This window comes from Natronocalculus amylovorans, from assembly GCF_023638035.1.
Classification (GTDB): domain Archaea; phylum Halobacteriota; class Halobacteria; order Halobacteriales; family Haloferacaceae; genus Natronocalculus; species Natronocalculus amylovorans.
This window is the reverse complement of record NZ_JAKRVX010000006.1, coordinates 120,230-137,336: the sequence shown is the minus strand read 5'-3', so window position 1 is coordinate 137,336 and position 17,107 is coordinate 120,230. Positions and strand designations below refer to the sequence as shown.

The window sequence follows — 17,107 nt, the reverse complement described above, 5'->3', positions numbered from 1 at the left end:
CTGTAGTTTCTTAATGGTCTCCTGTTTAGTAGCAGTCAGTGATGTCTCTGCTCATTGAACGGAGGACCCATGACGCTTGATCAACTTCGCGATGTCTCCGATCGAGCGATCGTTCCATTCGTTTCTGTTGCCACAAAACTCGGCCTCTCGCCAAACGCGATCAGCACGCTTGCACTAATTGTCGCTATTGCTGCTGGTATTGCACTGGCACTTGCCGGTGAGAATACACAACTGTACTTTATTGCTGGACTCTTGGTGTTGTTTAATGGCTTTCTTGATGTATTAGACGGTGCTGTTGCTCGGGAGACTGATACAACGTCAAAAGCAGGCGATTATCTCGATCACCTAATTGATCGATACGCCGATGTACTCATTCTTGGAGGCTTAACAGTTGGTGCACAACAGTACGAACTTGGGCTGCTCGCAATTACAGGTGTGCTCCTGACAGCCTACCTTGGAACGCAAGCACAGGCGGTTGGTCTTGGCCGGATGTATGGCGGGCTGTTGGGCCGCGCGGATATCCTGATGCTTGTAGGGATTGTTGCACTGCTTGCGCCGTGGGTCACACGTGAACTGTACGGACTGACGATCGTTGGGCTATTGTTAGCCTTTTTTGCCGTTGTGAGTCACGTCACTGCACTTCAACGATTTGTCTGGTCGTGGAAACAGCTCCGAAAACTAGACGAGTAAGATTGTATTACGCGATCGAGAGGTCGGTGAAGCCGTCCGCTGCGGTTCGGGTTCCTTTTGCAATAAGGACATCACCGCTGTGTATTGTCGCATCAGCGTCACCAACAAGAATCCATCCGTCCGCAGGTCGTCTGATTGCGATGATCGACATCGTTACGTCTGTGTCTGGGACACCCGCGACAACGCTTGCACCATCAAGATCGCTCCCTGGCTCAACCTCGATTCGGGTGATAATTTCATCACTCTCTTCAACAGCCATCTGAATCACTGGGTGGACGCCAATATCTCTGATCACACCATCACTGATATCGACTGCAGCGTCACTGATTACCTCAGTCGCACGGCCAAGGTGAATGAGCCCGCGAAGTGCGACCGGAGCTGGTGCATCTGCAGCAGCCTGTAGCGTCCATGCTTCGAACCGTGATTCGAGCGCGTCAACTTCAACCTCGATATTTCGAACCTCTTCAGCCAGCCCTTCGCTGTTGAATAGCACGCTGCTGTATGCGAGATCGACTGCGAATTCAGAGAGGTTCTTCATATGGAGTATTGTGTTGACTGCACGTTCGAGATCCTCAATATCCGGTGTGTCTACTTCTGGTCGATCGTAGGCCCTCCCTGTAATCGTTTCATATACATCCGGGATTCCGATTTCCGGACCTCGAAGGAATAAAACATCCCCCGTTTTGATGCGCGTTCGAGGTCCTGGGTTGAGGATCCATTCGTCATCTCGGCGGATTGCGATCACACGAACACCAGTTACGGATTCGAGATCAATGTTTTTGAGTGTGCGTCCAGCGTACGATGAGTCTTCAGAAACAGCGCCCTGAACGAGCGTTTCGGTTGCTTCTGGAATCACTGCTCGCATTGCTTCTGGGAGCCCAATATCGTCAAGGACAATCTTGGCAATGTCACCGGCAGCATCGCTAATCATGTCTGCTGCAGAGACGATCCCCATCACAGGAACTAACTGCTCGGCATCGTCTGGGCTTCGGGCAGCCATCATAATCGCCATCTGTGCGCGCATCTCAAGGACGTCCATCCGTGCCTCAAGCCGGAGCACTTCCGTGGCCAAATCCTTGTTTCGGTGCAACACCGCGGAGTACGCAAGATCGATCAACAGCTCCGCAGTATCTTTCATTTCTACCAGGACGTCTTTGACGTTCGTCGGTTCGTATTTAATCCGCACTGGTGTCGGTTCACCGTCGAACATATTCATGGCCAATACGAATCATTCCTATTAAAAAAGGTTTCCTGCCGAAAACACGACTAATACAACGCAAAAATAGGTCTCGGTAAGTTTAATATTAAAACTCAGTCAATCTGTAACATGCCCATCCGGGATGAATTCGCTTCGATATACCGTGAAGCGCTTCCAATTTTGTTGATCGCACTCGGCGGCGGATTATTTGCAGGACTTGTTCTCGAAGGCATCTTAGAAAGTGTTGAGCGATTCCCCGGCTTACTTGTCATGGTTCCCGTATTTCTCGCAACCCGTGGGAACGTGTACGGCGCACTTGGTGGCCGAATCTCAAGCGGACTTCACCAGGGATTGATTCCACCGGAATTCGAAAAAAGCGAGCGGCTGGTTAACGCAGTTCTTGCATCTTTTATTAATGGTATTGGAATTTCGATCGTTATTGGTATTTTAACGTGGCTTGCGCTGTTCATTTTAGGCTGGGAGTCTGCAGCACTGATTGAGTTTGTTGCAATTATGTTTATTGCCGGTGTGTTGACCTCGTTTGTCCTTATTTTCGGGTTGCTGGCACTCATATTTGCAGGATATAAATATGGCTATGATCCGGACAACCTTGTTGGTCCGATCGTTACGACACTTGGTGACATCTTCGGAATGTTGTTCCTCCTGTTCTCGATTGGTATTGTTGAGGCGGTGATGGTCTAATGATGGTCCCATCCGGCTCGCTCGGCTCATGGGAGACAAAAAAGATTGTCTCCAATATGTTCCCGTTGCTGGTCGTCCTCTGTGCGATCGTGTTGATTGCAGGAATTACGCTTGAAGATGCAGAGGAGATGCTCAATGAGTATGGGATTCTCGCGGTCATGGTCCCAACAATGGTTGATATGGGCGGTAATCTTGGTGCGATCTTAAGCTCTCGACTCTCGACACGGTTCCATTTGGGAACAACAGAGCTTGATCCGAAAGATAAGGTACTTTGGGCAAACGTAGCTGCAATCCTCGCACTTGCTGCGACGATCTTCACCGCACTTGCGGTTGGCGCATACCTCCTCGGTGCGTTCCTTGGATTTGGACTGCCACTCGTGACGCTGCTCACAATCTCACTGATCAGCGGGATGTCTGTTGCGGTGATTGCGATCGTCTTCAGTTTCGCCGCAACCTATGCCTCCTACCGTCTGGGAATTGATCCGGATGATACAACGATTCCAATTGTCACAAACGTCGTCGACGTGTTTGGAATGGTGATCTTCATTGGTGTGTCAGCGATCGTCCTTGGACTGTAGCTAACAGCCAAACTCGGATTATTTTTGCGTGGGCCCTCAAAAACGATAGTAATGGCTGCAATCAAGGATAGTGTCCACGATTACATCACGCTCAACCCGCTTGCACAGGAGTTGCTTGATACGGTTGAGTTTCAACGCCTCCGCCATATTAAACAGCTCTCTACGGTCCGCCTCGTCTACCCATCTGCGAATCATACGCGTTTTGAGCATAGTTTAGGCGTCTATCACCTCGCAACACAGGCACTCGATCAACTCGATATTGATGCGGACCGATCGAAACACGTGCGAGCGGCTGCACTGCTGCACGATATTGGACATGGACCCTACGGACACCAAACAGAGGGGCTCATTCATCGACATACCGGCCGCGACCATGACGAGATAGAGTGGTTGCTCACCAACGGTGATCCGTTTGCAGCCGATTCGGAAACGACTGTCCCTGATGTCTTTTCAAGACACGACATTGATCCAGCCCGTGTCGCCGCACTTGTTCGTGGAGATGGGGAGTTGGGGCAGTTGGTATCCGGTGAACTGGACGTTGATCGGATGGATTACCTCGTGAGAGACGCCCATCACACCGGTGTACCATACGGAACGATCGATCACGGGCGGCTGATTCGAGAACTCAGGCTCATCGACGGTGAACTCGTGTTAGCAGAAGGGAACGTCCAAACCGCAGAGAGCCTTCTCCTCGCCCGTGCGATGATGAACGGGATCGTCTACCGACATCATGTCTCTCGGATTGCGGGGGCAATGTTAGCGCGAGCGTGTGAGCAATTACTCGCTGAGCAAGCTGTTTCGATCGAGCAGTTCCAACGGATGGCCGATCATGATCTCTTGGTTGCACTCCACGAACAGGTCCCGAAGCTGGGTCGTCGGATTGAGCGCCGACAGCTCTACAAACGTGCAGTCTGGGCAGGCGTTGAGGCAGTTCCTGCAGGCCTGATGGAGTTTGATCGAAGCGATGAGCGCGAGGCTGCTCGCGAAATAGCTGCCGCAGCAGGTGTCGAAGAGACCGAGGTGGTTGTTGATATTCCATCTCGCCCGCGGCTAAAAGAGTCGGCAACGCAGGTTGTTGTCGGTGGTGTTGTGCAGCATTTAGAAGATGCCTCAGAACTGGTTAGTGCGCTCCGATCCGCAGAGCGCTCACAGTGGCGACTGGGTGTTTATGCACCTGCAACTGCAGTAGAGTCGGTTCGATCGGCAGCGCGTGATTGTTTTGGGATTCAAACATAGTTCATCCAACGCTTTTTATCCAAACAGGGTTGAGTTCCAAATAATGGCCACGATTAAAGATAGCGTACATGACCATATTGACGTTACAGGCGTGGCTGAAGCCCTCCTCGATACACCCGAAGTACAGCGGCTTCGCCATATCAAACAGCTCGGAACAGTCCAACTCGTCTATCCATCCGCGAATCACACGCGATTTGAACACAGCCTTGGAGTCTATCATCTCGCAAATCGTGCACTCACGCATCTGGACATCGGTGGCAAACACGCCGATCGGATCACCGCAGCGGCAATTCTTCACGATATCGGTCATGGGCCGTTCAGCCATAACATCGAGACACTCACCCACCGGTACACCGGAAAATACCATGATGATGTTGAAGAGTTGCTCTCAACAGGTACTGTCGGCTCAGTTCTTCGAGAATACGATCTGGATCCCGCATACATTGCAGACCTCATTCGTGGTGACGGGAAATATGGGCAACTGGTTTCCGGTGAACTTGATGTCGATCGGATGGACTACCTCATCCGCGATGCCCACCACACGGGCGTTCCGTACGGCACAATTGACACTGAACGGTTGCTTCGAGAACTCCGATTCGTTAATGATGAGCTAGTCCTCGATGAGGGAAACGTACAAACTGCAGAGAGCCTGCTCCTCGCACGGGCATTAATGAACCCAACAGTGTACACGCATCCGGTAGCTAGAATTAGCAAGGCGATGCTCCGAAGAGCAAGCGAACGGCTGCTTGATGCACCGGATATTACGCCAGAGCAACTTCGACGAATGGACGATCATGATCTGCTTGTTGCACTGCGGATGGATCCAGAGACACAGTCGTTTGCAGAACGATATGATCACCGAAAACTGCTCAAGCGAGCACTTTGGACTGAGATTCATGATGTCCCAAACTCGCTATTCCGCGCAGACCACGACGAAATTAGCAATCTTGAATCAACAATCGCCGATCGGTGTGGGCTACCGGTCGCAGACGTTATTATTGATATCCCGGCTCGTCCGTCGATCAAAGAATCAACAACTCGTGTACTGGTGAACGGAGAAATCCGAAACCTTGGCCAGCAATCGCCGTTGGTAAACACGCTTCGGATGGCACAGCGAGAACAGTGGCGATTGGGAGTGTACACACGCTCAGAAGACCGCGATCGGGTTGGGCGGGTTGCTGCAGAAGAGCTGGGCATCGACAGTGATCACGGGCTCATTAGCGAAGTACGGCACCACGGCGTGCAAGCCCGCGTAGATGAGTTTGAGGAGTAATTCCCAATACATAACAGGCGTTTCGACACTGCTTCGTGGGGTTCAAACCCCCCCAATGCGACACCACTGTATGAACATTGAGGGAACGGTGCTTGTCGGGCCTGATTTTGAGCCAGTGGAGGGTCGGGTACTCATCGAGGATGGAACCATCCAAGAGATCGAAGAAACGGAGACCGGCTCGGATTCGATTGTGCTCCCTGCATTCGTGAATGCACACACACATCTTGGTGATTCAATCGCGAAAGAGGCAGGCGCTGGCCTCTCGCTTGATGAGCTTGTTGCACCACCGGATGGGCTGAAACATCGACTCCTTCGGAGCACGCCACGGGAGACGAAAATCAAAGCGATGGGTCGATCGCTCCAGTTCATGGAGCAAACCGGCACTGCAGCCTTCATCGAATTCCGGGAGGGCGACGTTGATGGTGTCGAGATGATGTACGAGGCCGCAAAACACCGTGAGATCGATCCTGTTATTCTTGGTCGAGAGAGCGAAGCCGCAATGCAGCGAGCGGATGGGTTTGGGGCCTCCGGCGCAAGAGACGGTGATTTCGATCAACTGCGGAATGCAACCCGCCGTGCTGGAAAGCTATTTGGAATCCACACTGGCGAACGCGATCCAACCGACATTCATCCGGCATTGGATCTGAGTCCCGACTTCATTGTCCATATGGTCCATGCTGAGTCGCTCCATCTTGAGCGAGTTGCGGACATGCATGTTCCAGTCGTTATTTGCCCACGATCGAACCTCGTCACAAACGTCGGTGTGCCACCAATTCGTGAGCTGGCAAAGCGAACCACGGTGGCATTAGGGACAGACAATGCAATGACAAATAGTCCATCAATGTTCCGTGAAATGGAGTTTGCCGCAAAACTGAGCGATCTTCCTGATGAAGAGATTCTTGCAATGGCAACCAGGAATGGCGCAGAAATTGCAGGGCTAAACTGTGGCCTCATTGAACCAGGTCGAGACGCAAAGCTGCTTGAACTAGACGGCGACTCGGACAACCTTTGCTACGCCAAAGATCCCGTCCGAGCGGTTGTTCGGCGCGCAGGGCATTCGGATATCAAACGCGTCATTCTCTAGTTATTGTCATTGGGAGCCAGATACAGTCAAAGAGGAACTGTTTTCCATACCGGGATATGCCCACTCTACTATGCATGCCATTACCCGCTCTGGTTGGATCGAGGTCATCTCTGGCTCGATGTTCTCCGGCAAAACCGAGGAGTTAATTCGTCGGCTTCGCCGCGCAGAGATTGCAGATCAAGAGGTTGCAGTGTTCAAACCGTCTATTGACGATCGATATGGTGAGACAACGATCGGCTCACATGATGGCCGCCAGTGGGAGGCCACGCTCATTGATCCTGAAGCTGACGTGCTTGAACAAGCACAAACTGCACTGAACGGCGAAGAAGTCGTTGCGATCGATGAGGGGAATTTTTTCGAAGGCGATTTAGTGACACTGTGTGAGTCACTTGCGGACGATGGGCGGCGGGTTATTGTCTCCGGACTCGACCGAACCTTCCGGGGTGAGCCATTTGATCCGATACCACAACTGCTCGCCGCAGCAGAATATGTGGATAAACTGCATGCAATCTGTACAGTCTGTGGCGAGCCAGCAACCCGAACCCAACGACTTATCGAAGGTGAGCCAGCACACGTTGACGACCCTACAATTTTGGTTGGTGCTGAAGAGAGCTATGAGGCCCGCTGTCGACAGTGTCACACCGTCCGTCGCGACTAACAGACTTATTTGGTTGATAGAGAACGGAACGATCAAATCGGTCGCATCCGTACACTGACTTGTGACTACGTGGGTACAATCGCCACGGGAAGGACGAGACCGTGGACCGGCGGGAATGGCGCGTGCATGGGCTGGAACACTCGTTGCACCTCGATCGTTTTTTTCTGAGGGGGTTGCACCGGGTGATCAGGAGCCAGGACTGACGTTCATCGTCACGGTTGCAGTGATATACACGATCGGAACGCTGGCTGTGTCGCCGCTCTCAATTCTTGGTGAAGATGGGTGGTTCCCGATTCTCGGTGACAGTATTGCACTCTCTGGGTTTCTTGTGGTGTTACTTACGGCAGTGTTCATCGCACCATTAGGCCTGCACTTGGTCGCAGCGATCCAGACGGTGATCCTTATGTTGACGGTCGACGATCGGGCTGGTGTAAGTGAGACGGTGCAGGTGATTGCGTATGCTACGGCTCCATGCGCGCTTGCGTGGATTCCGTTCTCTCCAATCCAACTATTTGTGGTGGGGTATGCAGTCGTTTTGCTTGTAATTGGGCTCTCAACGGTTCATACTATTTCGACTCGACTGGCTGCAGTCGTCGGGTTTTTGCCCGCTACGATCGTGTTTGGGTGGGCGTTTGGAGGTACTGCAGCAGCGACTGCAACGATCGAATTGCTCGGTGTTTGATCTCGCGGGAGTTTCGACAACAGTTTTAGGGCGGAACCATTCAGTCTTATCAAATGGGTTCGTGTATCATTTGTGGTACTCCTGTCGACGGTCACATTTGTGACAGCCATCAGGAGGACGTCGTTTTTGAATTTAGAGGAAATCATGCAAACCAACTCCGTTCTGGGCGCTTCTATCGAGGCGTTGTCGACGGCTACGCCGACTTTGGCGTCTTCATCGACATCGCACCCGGCGTTACAGGGCTGCTTCACCGAAGTGAACTTGATCGAAGGCTCGAAAGCCTTGATTGGGAACCAGGCGACACTGTCTGCGTGCAGGTGAAAAATGTCCGTGATAACGGAAATATTGATCTTGGGTGGTCGATCCGCCAAAGCAACCGGGAGTTCCGTGGCGCACTCATTCAGGATGGGACAAAAGAGTATCTTCCTGAAGAGTTTGAGGATGCAGACGAGGAATCTGAGGCAAGTGAATCAGAATCAGAATCAGCTACGTCAGTACAAGAAGAGAAAGAACAACCGTCTGAGTCAGAGCCAGAACCGGAACCGGAACCGCAATCAACGGCACCGGCCAACACAGCTGACGGACAAGACGAATCCGAGCCGGAACCAGAGCCGGGTCAACTTGATCGTGTCACCGTTGACTCACTGAGCGATCGGGTTGGTGAGACAGTCCGACTTGAAGGAGAAATCGTTAGCGCTCGTCAAACTGGTGGTCCAACTGTGTTTGAACTCCGTGACGAGACTGGTGTCGTAGATTGCGCTGCGTTTGTCGAACCAGGTGTCCGTGCATACCCGGACATTGATGTTGATTCGATCGTTCGGCTTGATGGTGAGGTTGAAATGCGTCGTGGCGATCTCCAAGTCGAGACAGAAGCGCTCGTTGCACTCGAAAGTAATGAGCAAACAGAGGTTCAGACCCGTCTCTCGGATGCACTATCGGATCGAGCACGTCCAGAGGCGCTCAAACCGCTTGCAGATAACGAGACCGTTGTCAGCGTTGCAGAAGGGCTGCTTGATGCTGCGGAGGTCATTCGAACTGCGGTGCTCGAATCACGTCCGATCGTGGTTCGCCACGGCGCAAGTGCAGACGGTTACGTGGCTGGCGCAGCGCTCGAACATGCAGTGCTTCCACTCATTCGAGAGGAACACGCCCGATCGGACGCAGAATACCACTACTTCACACGCCGACCGCTCGATGACTCCGTCTACGGAATGGACGCAGCAACGAACGATGCAACACGAATGCTTCAGGACCGCGATCGACACGACGAGAAGATCCCGCTTTTCATCTTCCTTGGCACTGCAAGCACTGTTGAGTCCGAAGACGGACTTGGGCTTCTCGGAATCTACGGTGCAGAGCGCCTCGTGATTGATGCAGGCGCAGTCGATAGCGGTATTCTTGACGCCGCAGATCTGCTTGTAACGCCCGATAAGAACAGCGCAGATGACCGGAATCCATCCACCGGGTCGCTCGCAGCAAACGTCGCAGCTGCAATCAACGAGGATGTGCGCGACGATGTTGGCCATCTTCCTGCAATCAGCTATTGGGAAGATACGCCGCAGGCGTACACCGAACTTGCAGACTCGCTCGGTTATGATGACGAACGGGTCGCGAACCTCCGTGCCGCGATCGCACTCGAAGCGTACTACCAATCCTATCAGGACAAGCGCGAACTTGTAACTGACCTCTTGTTTGAGGATGCAGGTGGACTTGCAGATCACATTGCAGAACAGTTCGATGTCAAACTCGAGACGGAGTTCGAGACCGCGATCGCACATCTTGAGACCGAAGAACGCGACGGTGTCACACTTGCCGTGCTTGATACGGATGCATACACGCACCGGTTTGACTTCCCGCCAACAGGATTGCTCCTCGATGAGATCCATCGCCGTGAACGCGACGAGGGGCCATTTGTGACGATCGGTGTCGGAATGGATGAGCTGTTCATCCGAAGCACCGACAGAGTCGATATTCGTGCGGTCGCCTCCGACACTGCAGTTGAAGTCGGTGATGCAGATGTCACTGCACTCGGTGTTCGAGAGGGGCGCATTGAATTCCTGTCGGGCCGCAGAGACCAAGTCTCTGAAGCAGTCTTAGACGCGATCGCAGCACAGCTCTCCTAAGACCTGTCGCTTCTCGTTCATTCAACAACCGTCGAGCGACACGCTTATCCGCGAAACGCGGTGATACTGTGGTAATGAGTTCGGAGGCTGACGCGGAGACATCATCCGCATTCGAGAGTGCGTGTCAATCGCTCGTAGAGGGGATTCTTTCGGGCGAGATCGAACGTGATGATCTCGAATCAGCGAAGCTTTCGGTCTGTTCAGAATACTCGTCGCCAAAAGTGCCGAAGAATACGGAGCTTTTGAATTTTGCACCATCCGACCGAAGAGAAGAGGTCAAAGAGGTTGTCCGACGGAAGCCGGTTCGAACGGCATCCGGCGTCTCACCGATCGCAATCATGACCTCTCCGGAGATGTGTCCGCACGGCAAGTGTCTCTACTGTCCGGGGGGCCCTGCAAGCGAGTTCTCCTCTTCGCAGAGCTACACCGGTCATGAGCCTGCCGCAGCACGAGGCAAACAGAACGAGTACGATCCATACGGACAGGTGACGCTTCGGCTGCACCAACTCCGACAGATCGGCCACCCCGTTGATAAAGCAGAGCTCATCTTGATGGGTGGCACGATGACCGCACGAAGCCATGATTATCAAGAGTGGTTCGTCAAACGGGCATTGGAGGCAATGAACGATTACGACCTCGATGCAGATCCACAGCCCGCAGAGGAAGTGAGCTTCGCGCAACCGCAGGATGAGTATGCGTTCAAATATCTAGAGGACGTGATCGCCGAAAACGAGACGAACGAGATCCGAAATATTGGAACGACGTTCGAGACGAAACCCGATTGGTGTGATCCCGAACAGATCGATCGAATGTTAGATCTCGGTGGGACAAAAGTCGAGGTCGGTGTCCAAACCACGTACGAACGGATTAATCGTGAGATGCACCGAGGACACGGCACACAGGCATCAGTGGATGCAAACCAACGGCTTCGGGACTCCGGATTCAAGGTTGGGTTCCACATGATGCCCGGACAGCCGGGAATGACCCGTGAGATGTGTATCGAGGACTTCCGTCAGCTATTCGAAAATGATGATTGGCGTCCTGATTATCTGAAAATCTACCCAACGCTTGTCGTTCGGGGAACGATCGTCTACGATGACTGGTATCGTGGCGAGTACGATCCGCTCACGAACGAAGAAGCAGCAGATATTGTCGCAGAGGCGATGGGGAAGATTCCAAAATACACTCGACTCCAGCGCGTCCAGCGTGATATCCCTGCGGACTTCATCGATGCAGGTGTTTGGAAATCGAACCTCCGACAGCTCGCAGAACAACGAGCAGCAGAGCGAGGAATTGAGATCAGAGATATTCGTGCGCGTGAGGTCGGCATGAACGAGGAGGATCCGGATCCGGACGCGATCGAACTTGACGTAATGAAGTATGACGTCTGCGGTGGGACCGAACACTTTATCAGTTTCGAAGATCCGGTTCGTGATCTGCTCATTGGCTTCTGTCGGCTTCGGTTCCCGAACAATCCGGTGCGAGCCGAACTGCAGGACGCGGCGATCGTTCGTGAACTGCACGTGTACGGGAGTGAAGCGGGAATCGGTCAAGAGAGTGGCGAGAAGGAATGGCAACACAAAGGCTACGGGCGAAAACTGCTCGCGCACGCAGAAGAGCTTTCCCAAGCGGCAGGATATGACAAGATCAGTGTTATTTCCGGCATTGGCGTCAGAGAATACTACCGGAAGAAACTGGGCTATCATCAGGATGGCCCATACGTGAGCAAGCGATTCTAGCCAGCACTCTTGTCAGTTTTGGTACAAACAATAGTAACACCAATAAGAGTTGCATCTAAAAAGAGAGTATGGCAAACAGCACTCGAACCCGAGTAAAAGACATTATGTCTGCACCTCTGGTTACAATTGCTCCTACGGCAACCGTTAGGGAGGCAGCACAAATCATGCGAGAAAAAGATATCAATGCACTTGTCGTGACGACAACGTCTCGAGCGATCGTAACGAGTACAGATGTGCTCGATAGCGTTGCAAACGGTGACGACGTCTCTGAAACGCCGGTCTCCGAAATTATGACCACAAATGTCGAGACGGTGACTCCAGATCTATTTATGGAGGAGGTTGCTGCAATGATGATCAACTACGGTATTAAACATCTCCCGGTGGTCGATGATGACTATGTTGGCATGGTCTCGTCAACAGATGTCGCAGCGCAGCTAACATAATCAGTTACTCTCGAAACAGATACCATTTTTACGATCCATACAGGAGTCCCACGTATGGCTGCTGAAACCCCGCAGGAACGACTCCGAAACAATGCCACCGAGATAGCGGCAGTTGTTGTGACCGGTATATGGATGGCAGCACTATTCGCTGGGGTCGGATGGTGGCTTGGATTCCTCCTGTTCGGCTATATCGTCGTCGTCCCACTCATCGCGTTACTGTATGGTGATGACGATGATCGGACCGACTGGTGGGGCTCGGCTGATGGTGACTGGTAGGACACCGATACTGCGTCAACAGCTGACTCTGATACTGATACTGACACAGACAAAGATATCTCACATGCTGAGACCCCGCTTGAAACACTACGCCGTCGATACGCGGCTGGAGAACTCTCCGATGAACAGTTTGAGCGAAAAGTAGCGCGACTACTCGAAACAGAGACACTCGAAGATGTTGAAGACAGCTATACACGCTCTCAATCGTACGAAACTGATCGAAACTAACAGCATCGCCTATCTTTCTGCGAGGAGGATGTCACACCGCAAGGCCGACATCAACAATGAGCATAATTACGAATCCAACAACAAATGTCAGCGTTGCTTCGTCCGCAAAGCCGTGACCGTGGCTTGACGGAATCATCTCACGGAATACAACTGCCATCATAGTTCCGGCCGCAAACCCCGCAGCAACCGGGAAAATCCCGGTCACAAGCGTCACGAGTGTGAATCCAACCACTGCTGCGATCGGCTCTGGAATCGCTCCTGAAAGCGTTGTCACAATTACTGTTTTTGCCTTTGAGAGGCCTGCTCGGCTCGCAGGAACGGCCATTGCGAATCCGTCAGGAACATTTTGGACGGCGATCGCAATCGCAAGTGCAATTCCCACTGCGTCGAGTCCGCTTGCAAACGCAATTCCGATCGCAAGCCCCTCGGGAACATTATGAATTGTAATCGACCCACCGATTAACGCTGCTTTTCGGGAGTCATCTGATAGTTCCTCGGCTCGTTTTGACTCGGGATACCGACGCTTATCACCTGTTGTGCCGCCGTTGAGCAACCCATTAAAAAAGACGTGTGCATGCGGAATATACTGGTTCGCCACGAGCAAAAATACCGCACCGACAACGACTCCAAGAACGACCTCTGTGAGCGTTCCGAATTCGAGGCCGGGGACGATCAGTGCAAAAACTGCAGCACCGATCATAATGCCCGCTGCAAGCCCGATCGCAGAATCGTATATCCGGTGACTAATTCGATCGGTAAACAGCGTTGGAATCGCACCGAGGCCGGTTGCTGCGCCTGCTAACCCCGCAATCAGCGCAACCTCACCAACTGAAACCATATGCAAACCAACTGCAGTCATATGAAAAGAGGCTTCGGTCCTTCTGAAAGTAGGAGCGACACGTCTTTTTCCTGCCACCGTGACCATTCGTGTATATGAATCCAAAGCGGGAACTCTCAAGTATCGATCTCGCTGCCCTCGTTACAGAACTCGGTCGATACGAGGGGTCAAAGGTCGATAAAGCCTATCTCTATGGCGATGATCTCCTCCGGCTCAAAATGCGTGACTTCGATCGCGGTCGGATCGAACTCATGATGGAAGTTGGCGATATCAAACGCGCACACGTTGCACCCCCAGACCACGTTGAAGACGCACCTGGACGACCGCCAAACTTCGCAAAAATGCTCCGCAACCGACTGAGCGGTGCTGACTTTACGGGTGTCTCACAGTATGAGTTCGATCGAATCTTGGTCTTTGAGTTTGAACGTACGGATCAGAATACCACGATCGTTGCAGAGCTGTTCGGACAGGGCAATATTGCAATTCTGAACGAACTAGGCGAAGTTGTCCAAAGCTTAGAAACCGTGCGACTGAAATCCCGAACGGTCGCACCAGGGTCACAGTATGAGTTCCCGGACTCTCGGCTCAACCCTCTGACAGTGAGCTTTGATGCATTCTGTCGAAACATGGATGCCTCAACAAGCGATGTTGTCCGGACGCTTGCCACACAGTTGAATCTCGGCGGCCTGTACGCAGAGGAGGTCTGCGAACGCGCAGGCATCGAAAAAGAGCTTGCGATCGAGGACGCAGAGACAGCAGTATATACCCAGCTCTACGATGCGATCGAGGAACTTGCAACGCAGCTTCGATCTGGGACACTTGATCCACGAATATACCTCGAAGACGAGCAGGTTGTGGATGTAACGCCATTCCCACTTGAGGAGCGAGAAAACGAAGGGCTCGACAGTGAGGCGTTTAGCTCATTCAATGACGCCGTTGATTCGTACTTCTATCGCCTCGATCGATCGAAAGAGGAGTCACAGCCACAAAATACAGGATCGAACCGGCCGGATTTCGAAGCGGAGATCGCAAAACAACAGCGCATTATCGAACAGCAGGAGGGTGCGATCGGCACGTTCGATGAACAAGCGGATGCTGAACGTGAGAAGGCTGAGTTGATCTACGCCAAGTACGATCTTGTTGATGAGATTCTCAAAACGATCCAGCGTGCCCGCGAGGATGGTGTTCCATGGGATACGATCGATGAAACGTTCACAGACGGTGCTGAACAAGGGATCGATGCCGCAAAAGCAGTTGTCAACGTGAATGGCTCGAATGGCTCTGTAACCATCAGAATCGACGACACTACGATCACGCTTGATGCGCTTACTGGCGTTGAAAAGAACGCAAACGAACTGTACACCGAAGCAAAGCGTATTGAGTCAAAAAAAGAGGGTGCACTCAAAGCAATCGAAAACACCCGATCGGATCTTGAAGCGGTCAAAGCCGAGCGAGATGCATGGGAAGCCAAAGAGGCAGCCGCTGACTCTGATTCCAAAGGTGGTTCAGATGGCGACACAAGCGAAGGTGAGGATGAACCAACCGATTGGCGATCGATGCCACAGATTCCGGTTCGTCGAAACGAGCAGTGGTATGAAAAGTTCCGCTGGTTCCACACAAGTGATGGCTATCTCGTGATCGGTGGACGGAGTGCTGATCAGAACGAGGAGCTGGTGAAAAAATATATGAGCAAGGGCGATCGGTTCTTCCACACACAAGCACACGGCGCGCCAGCAACAATCCTCAAAGCAACTGGCCCAAGTGAGCCTGCCCGCGAGGTGGAGTTTTCAGAACAGACGCTTGCTGAGGCAGCGCAGTTTGCAGTCTCATACTCATCCGTCTGGAAAGATGGTCGGTTTGCTGATGATGTGTATATGGTTTCGCCGGATCAGGTCTCAAAAACACCCGAAAGCGGAGAGTATGTCGAGAAAGGGTCGTTCGTCATTCGTGGCGATCGGACATATTTCAACGATACACCAGTTGGGGTTGCAGTCGGGATTCAATGTGAGCCACAAACCCGCGTCATTGGCGGCCCAACAGATGCAATTGCAAATCATGCAGAGGCAGTCCTGACAGTACAGCCAGGGAAGTACGCACAGAACGATATGGCGAAAATCTGTTACCGAAAGCTTCGAGAGATGTTTGCAGATGAGTCGTTTGTTCGAAAAGTTGCGAGTCCAGATCTTATACAGGAGTTCCTCCCGGCGGGTGGCAGCGAACTCGTTGAGTAGGCTGAGAGGTGGCTACCGTGAAGCGGAGTTATTTGAGTCCTGCCATAGAGTATAGAACTAATGCTGCGTACTGCGATCGGAACGCCATTCCGATCAGGCGATGCTGCCGGAACACTCATTATCGGAAGCGTGCTCACGTTCTTGTCCATTGCGCTGCCGATTGGCTGGCTCATCGCAGTCGTTCTCGCGCCTGTGACAGCACTGTTTCTGCTTCCAGTTGTCCTCTTTCCGCTCTTCGTCCTACGAGGGTATACGCTCAAAATGATTCACACCGCTGCAAACGGTGGATCGGCTGCTCCGTCATTTGTTTCATGGGGGTTACTGGCACGAAATGGTGTTCGATCGGTCATCCTCACGCTTATTTACCTCACTCCGGCAGTGATACTGCTTGGACTTGGGGTGACTACTGCATTTTTGCTCTCGCTTGAGAGCGTACGCCTTGGTTCAGTCGGTGCAACAGTGACGGCCCTCTCAAGCGGTATTGCGGTGTTCTCTGCAGTTCTGTATCTGCTTATATACAGCTACGTTCGACCGGCTGCGGAGGCTGTGTTTGCCACGACAGGACGGTTTCGAAGTGCACTCGCCCCCAAACCCGTCCTCAAGACTGCAGGGACCGGTGATTTTGCAACGGGTTGGATACTTTCCGTTTTCTTGCTTTCAGTCGGTATACTGTTTGGCGTCCCGTTGTTTGCACTTCTTGTTGGTGTTCTTGGGCTGTTTGGTATCCGAGTGATGGTGGCCGCACTGATCGGCGCAGGTGTACAGCGTACCCTTGGTACAGCCACCAAATCCAATGCACTCGGCCAACAGGTCGTCTCCGAGAAAGCAACAGCAGTGTCAGCACCGATTGAACAAACGATTGCGCCGCTTTCAGCAACAGATACAGCACCAACTGAAGCAGACCCTGCAGTCCAAGTTGGCCGATCGGTTGCTGCTGGATTTAGTATGTTTGAACGACCAACTCTAGTCGACCCGTCACCAGACAACGAACGGAAGGCCAACACAGACACAACGCCAACCCTTGATGACGGATTTTCATGGGGTCCACTTCCAGAGACACCGACAGAGCAGACTGAACGGTCTGAGTAGTCTCTGTCGATCGATCGACAGAGACAATAGTTTAAGGCT

The 17,107-nt window shown here is 52.5% G+C and carries 15 protein-coding genes and 1 pseudogene; 14 read left to right on the top strand and 2 right to left on the bottom strand.

The window, feature by feature from the left end:
• Positions 1 to 69 precede the first annotated feature (69 nt).
• Positions 70 to 690, top strand: coding sequence for a CDP-alcohol phosphatidyltransferase family protein (locus tag AArcSt2_RS13525; protein ID WP_250585343.1), 621 nt, complete (start codon positions 70 to 72; stop codon positions 688 to 690).
• 7 nt (positions 691 to 697) lie between these two features.
• Here the strand turns inward: AArcSt2_RS13525 and AArcSt2_RS13520 are convergent, their stop codons facing one another.
• A complete protein-coding gene (locus AArcSt2_RS13520) occupies positions 698 to 1,906 on the bottom strand; it encodes a potassium channel family protein (RefSeq protein WP_174654017.1) in 1,209 nt (402 codons plus the stop codon).
• A 111-nt stretch (positions 1,907 to 2,017) separates the two neighbouring features.
• Between AArcSt2_RS13520 and AArcSt2_RS13515 the strand changes: the two genes are divergently transcribed.
• The 11 genes and pseudogenes from AArcSt2_RS13515 to AArcSt2_RS16850 all read left to right on the top strand — a co-directional run bounded on the left by AArcSt2_RS13515 (position 2,018) and on the right by AArcSt2_RS16850 (position 12,910).
• Positions 2,018 to 2,590 (top strand): magnesium transporter, encoded by a 573-nt coding sequence (locus AArcSt2_RS13515; RefSeq protein WP_250585341.1) that lies wholly within the window; start codon positions 2,018 to 2,020, stop codon positions 2,588 to 2,590.
• Entirely contained in the window at positions 2,590 to 3,168 is a 579-nt protein-coding gene (locus tag AArcSt2_RS13510) for a magnesium transporter (RefSeq protein WP_174654019.1), read from the top strand. Before AArcSt2_RS13515 ends, AArcSt2_RS13510 begins: the two co-directional genes overlap by 1 nt.
• Positions 3,169 to 3,219: 51 nt before the next feature.
• Entirely contained in the window at positions 3,220 to 4,404 is a 1,185-nt protein-coding gene (locus AArcSt2_RS13505) for an HD domain-containing protein (protein WP_174654020.1), read from the top strand.
• A 43-nt stretch (positions 4,405 to 4,447) separates the two neighbouring features.
• Positions 4,448 to 5,677, top strand: a complete 1,230-nt coding sequence (locus tag AArcSt2_RS13500; protein WP_250585338.1) for an HD domain-containing protein — start codon at positions 4,448 to 4,450, stop codon at positions 5,675 to 5,677.
• Between the two features lie 70 nt (positions 5,678 to 5,747).
• The gene (locus tag AArcSt2_RS13495; RefSeq protein WP_250585336.1) at positions 5,748 to 6,761 is read left to right on the top strand and encodes an amidohydrolase family protein; all 1,014 of its coding nucleotides are present in this window, start codon (positions 5,748 to 5,750) and stop codon (positions 6,759 to 6,761) included.
• 70 nt (positions 6,762 to 6,831) lie between these two features.
• On the top strand, positions 6,832 to 7,419 hold the full coding sequence (locus AArcSt2_RS13490) for a thymidine kinase (RefSeq protein WP_174654023.1): 588 nt from the start codon (positions 6,832 to 6,834) through the stop codon (positions 7,417 to 7,419).
• 61 nt (positions 7,420 to 7,480) lie between these two features.
• On the top strand, positions 7,481 to 8,101 hold the full coding sequence (locus tag AArcSt2_RS13485) for a YIP1 family protein (RefSeq protein ID WP_250585334.1): 621 nt from the start codon (positions 7,481 to 7,483) through the stop codon (positions 8,099 to 8,101).
• 53 nt (positions 8,102 to 8,154) lie between these two features.
• Positions 8,155 to 10,224, top strand: coding sequence for a DHH family phosphoesterase (locus AArcSt2_RS13480; protein WP_250585332.1), 2,070 nt, complete (start codon positions 8,155 to 8,157; stop codon positions 10,222 to 10,224).
• A gap of 74 nt (positions 10,225 to 10,298) precedes the next feature.
• The gene (locus tag AArcSt2_RS13475) at positions 10,299 to 11,963 is read left to right on the top strand and encodes a tRNA uridine(34) 5-carboxymethylaminomethyl modification radical SAM/GNAT enzyme Elp3 (RefSeq protein ID WP_250585330.1); all 1,665 of its coding nucleotides are present in this window, start codon (positions 10,299 to 10,301) and stop codon (positions 11,961 to 11,963) included.
• Between the two features lie 104 nt (positions 11,964 to 12,067).
• A complete protein-coding gene (locus tag AArcSt2_RS13470; protein WP_250585328.1) occupies positions 12,068 to 12,406 on the top strand; it encodes a CBS domain-containing protein in 339 nt (112 codons plus the stop codon).
• A 54-nt stretch (positions 12,407 to 12,460) separates the two neighbouring features.
• Positions 12,461 to 12,910 (top strand): annotated as a pseudogene (locus AArcSt2_RS16850) (SHOCT domain-containing protein).
• Between the two features lie 31 nt (positions 12,911 to 12,941).
• Here AArcSt2_RS16850 and AArcSt2_RS13455 read toward each other — a convergent pair.
• Positions 12,942 to 13,748, bottom strand: coding sequence for a ZIP family metal transporter (locus AArcSt2_RS13455; RefSeq protein ID WP_250585324.1), 807 nt, complete (start codon positions 13,746 to 13,748; stop codon positions 12,942 to 12,944).
• Positions 13,749 to 13,843: 95 nt separating this feature from the next.
• Here AArcSt2_RS13455 and rqcH point away from each other — a divergent pair, with 95 nt between their 5' ends.
• Together rqcH and AArcSt2_RS13445 are read left to right on the top strand one after the other, a co-directional pair.
• Entirely contained in the window at positions 13,844 to 15,979 is a 2,136-nt protein-coding gene (rqcH, locus tag AArcSt2_RS13450) for a ribosome rescue protein RqcH (RefSeq protein WP_250585322.1), read from the top strand.
• A gap of 60 nt (positions 15,980 to 16,039) precedes the next feature.
• Positions 16,040 to 17,068 carry a DUF4013 domain-containing protein gene (locus tag AArcSt2_RS13445; protein WP_250585320.1) on the top strand — a complete coding sequence of 343 codons (1,029 nt, stop codon included), beginning with the start codon at positions 16,040 to 16,042 and terminating at the stop codon, positions 17,066 to 17,068.
• The last annotated feature ends 39 nt before the right edge of the window (positions 17,069 to 17,107 follow it).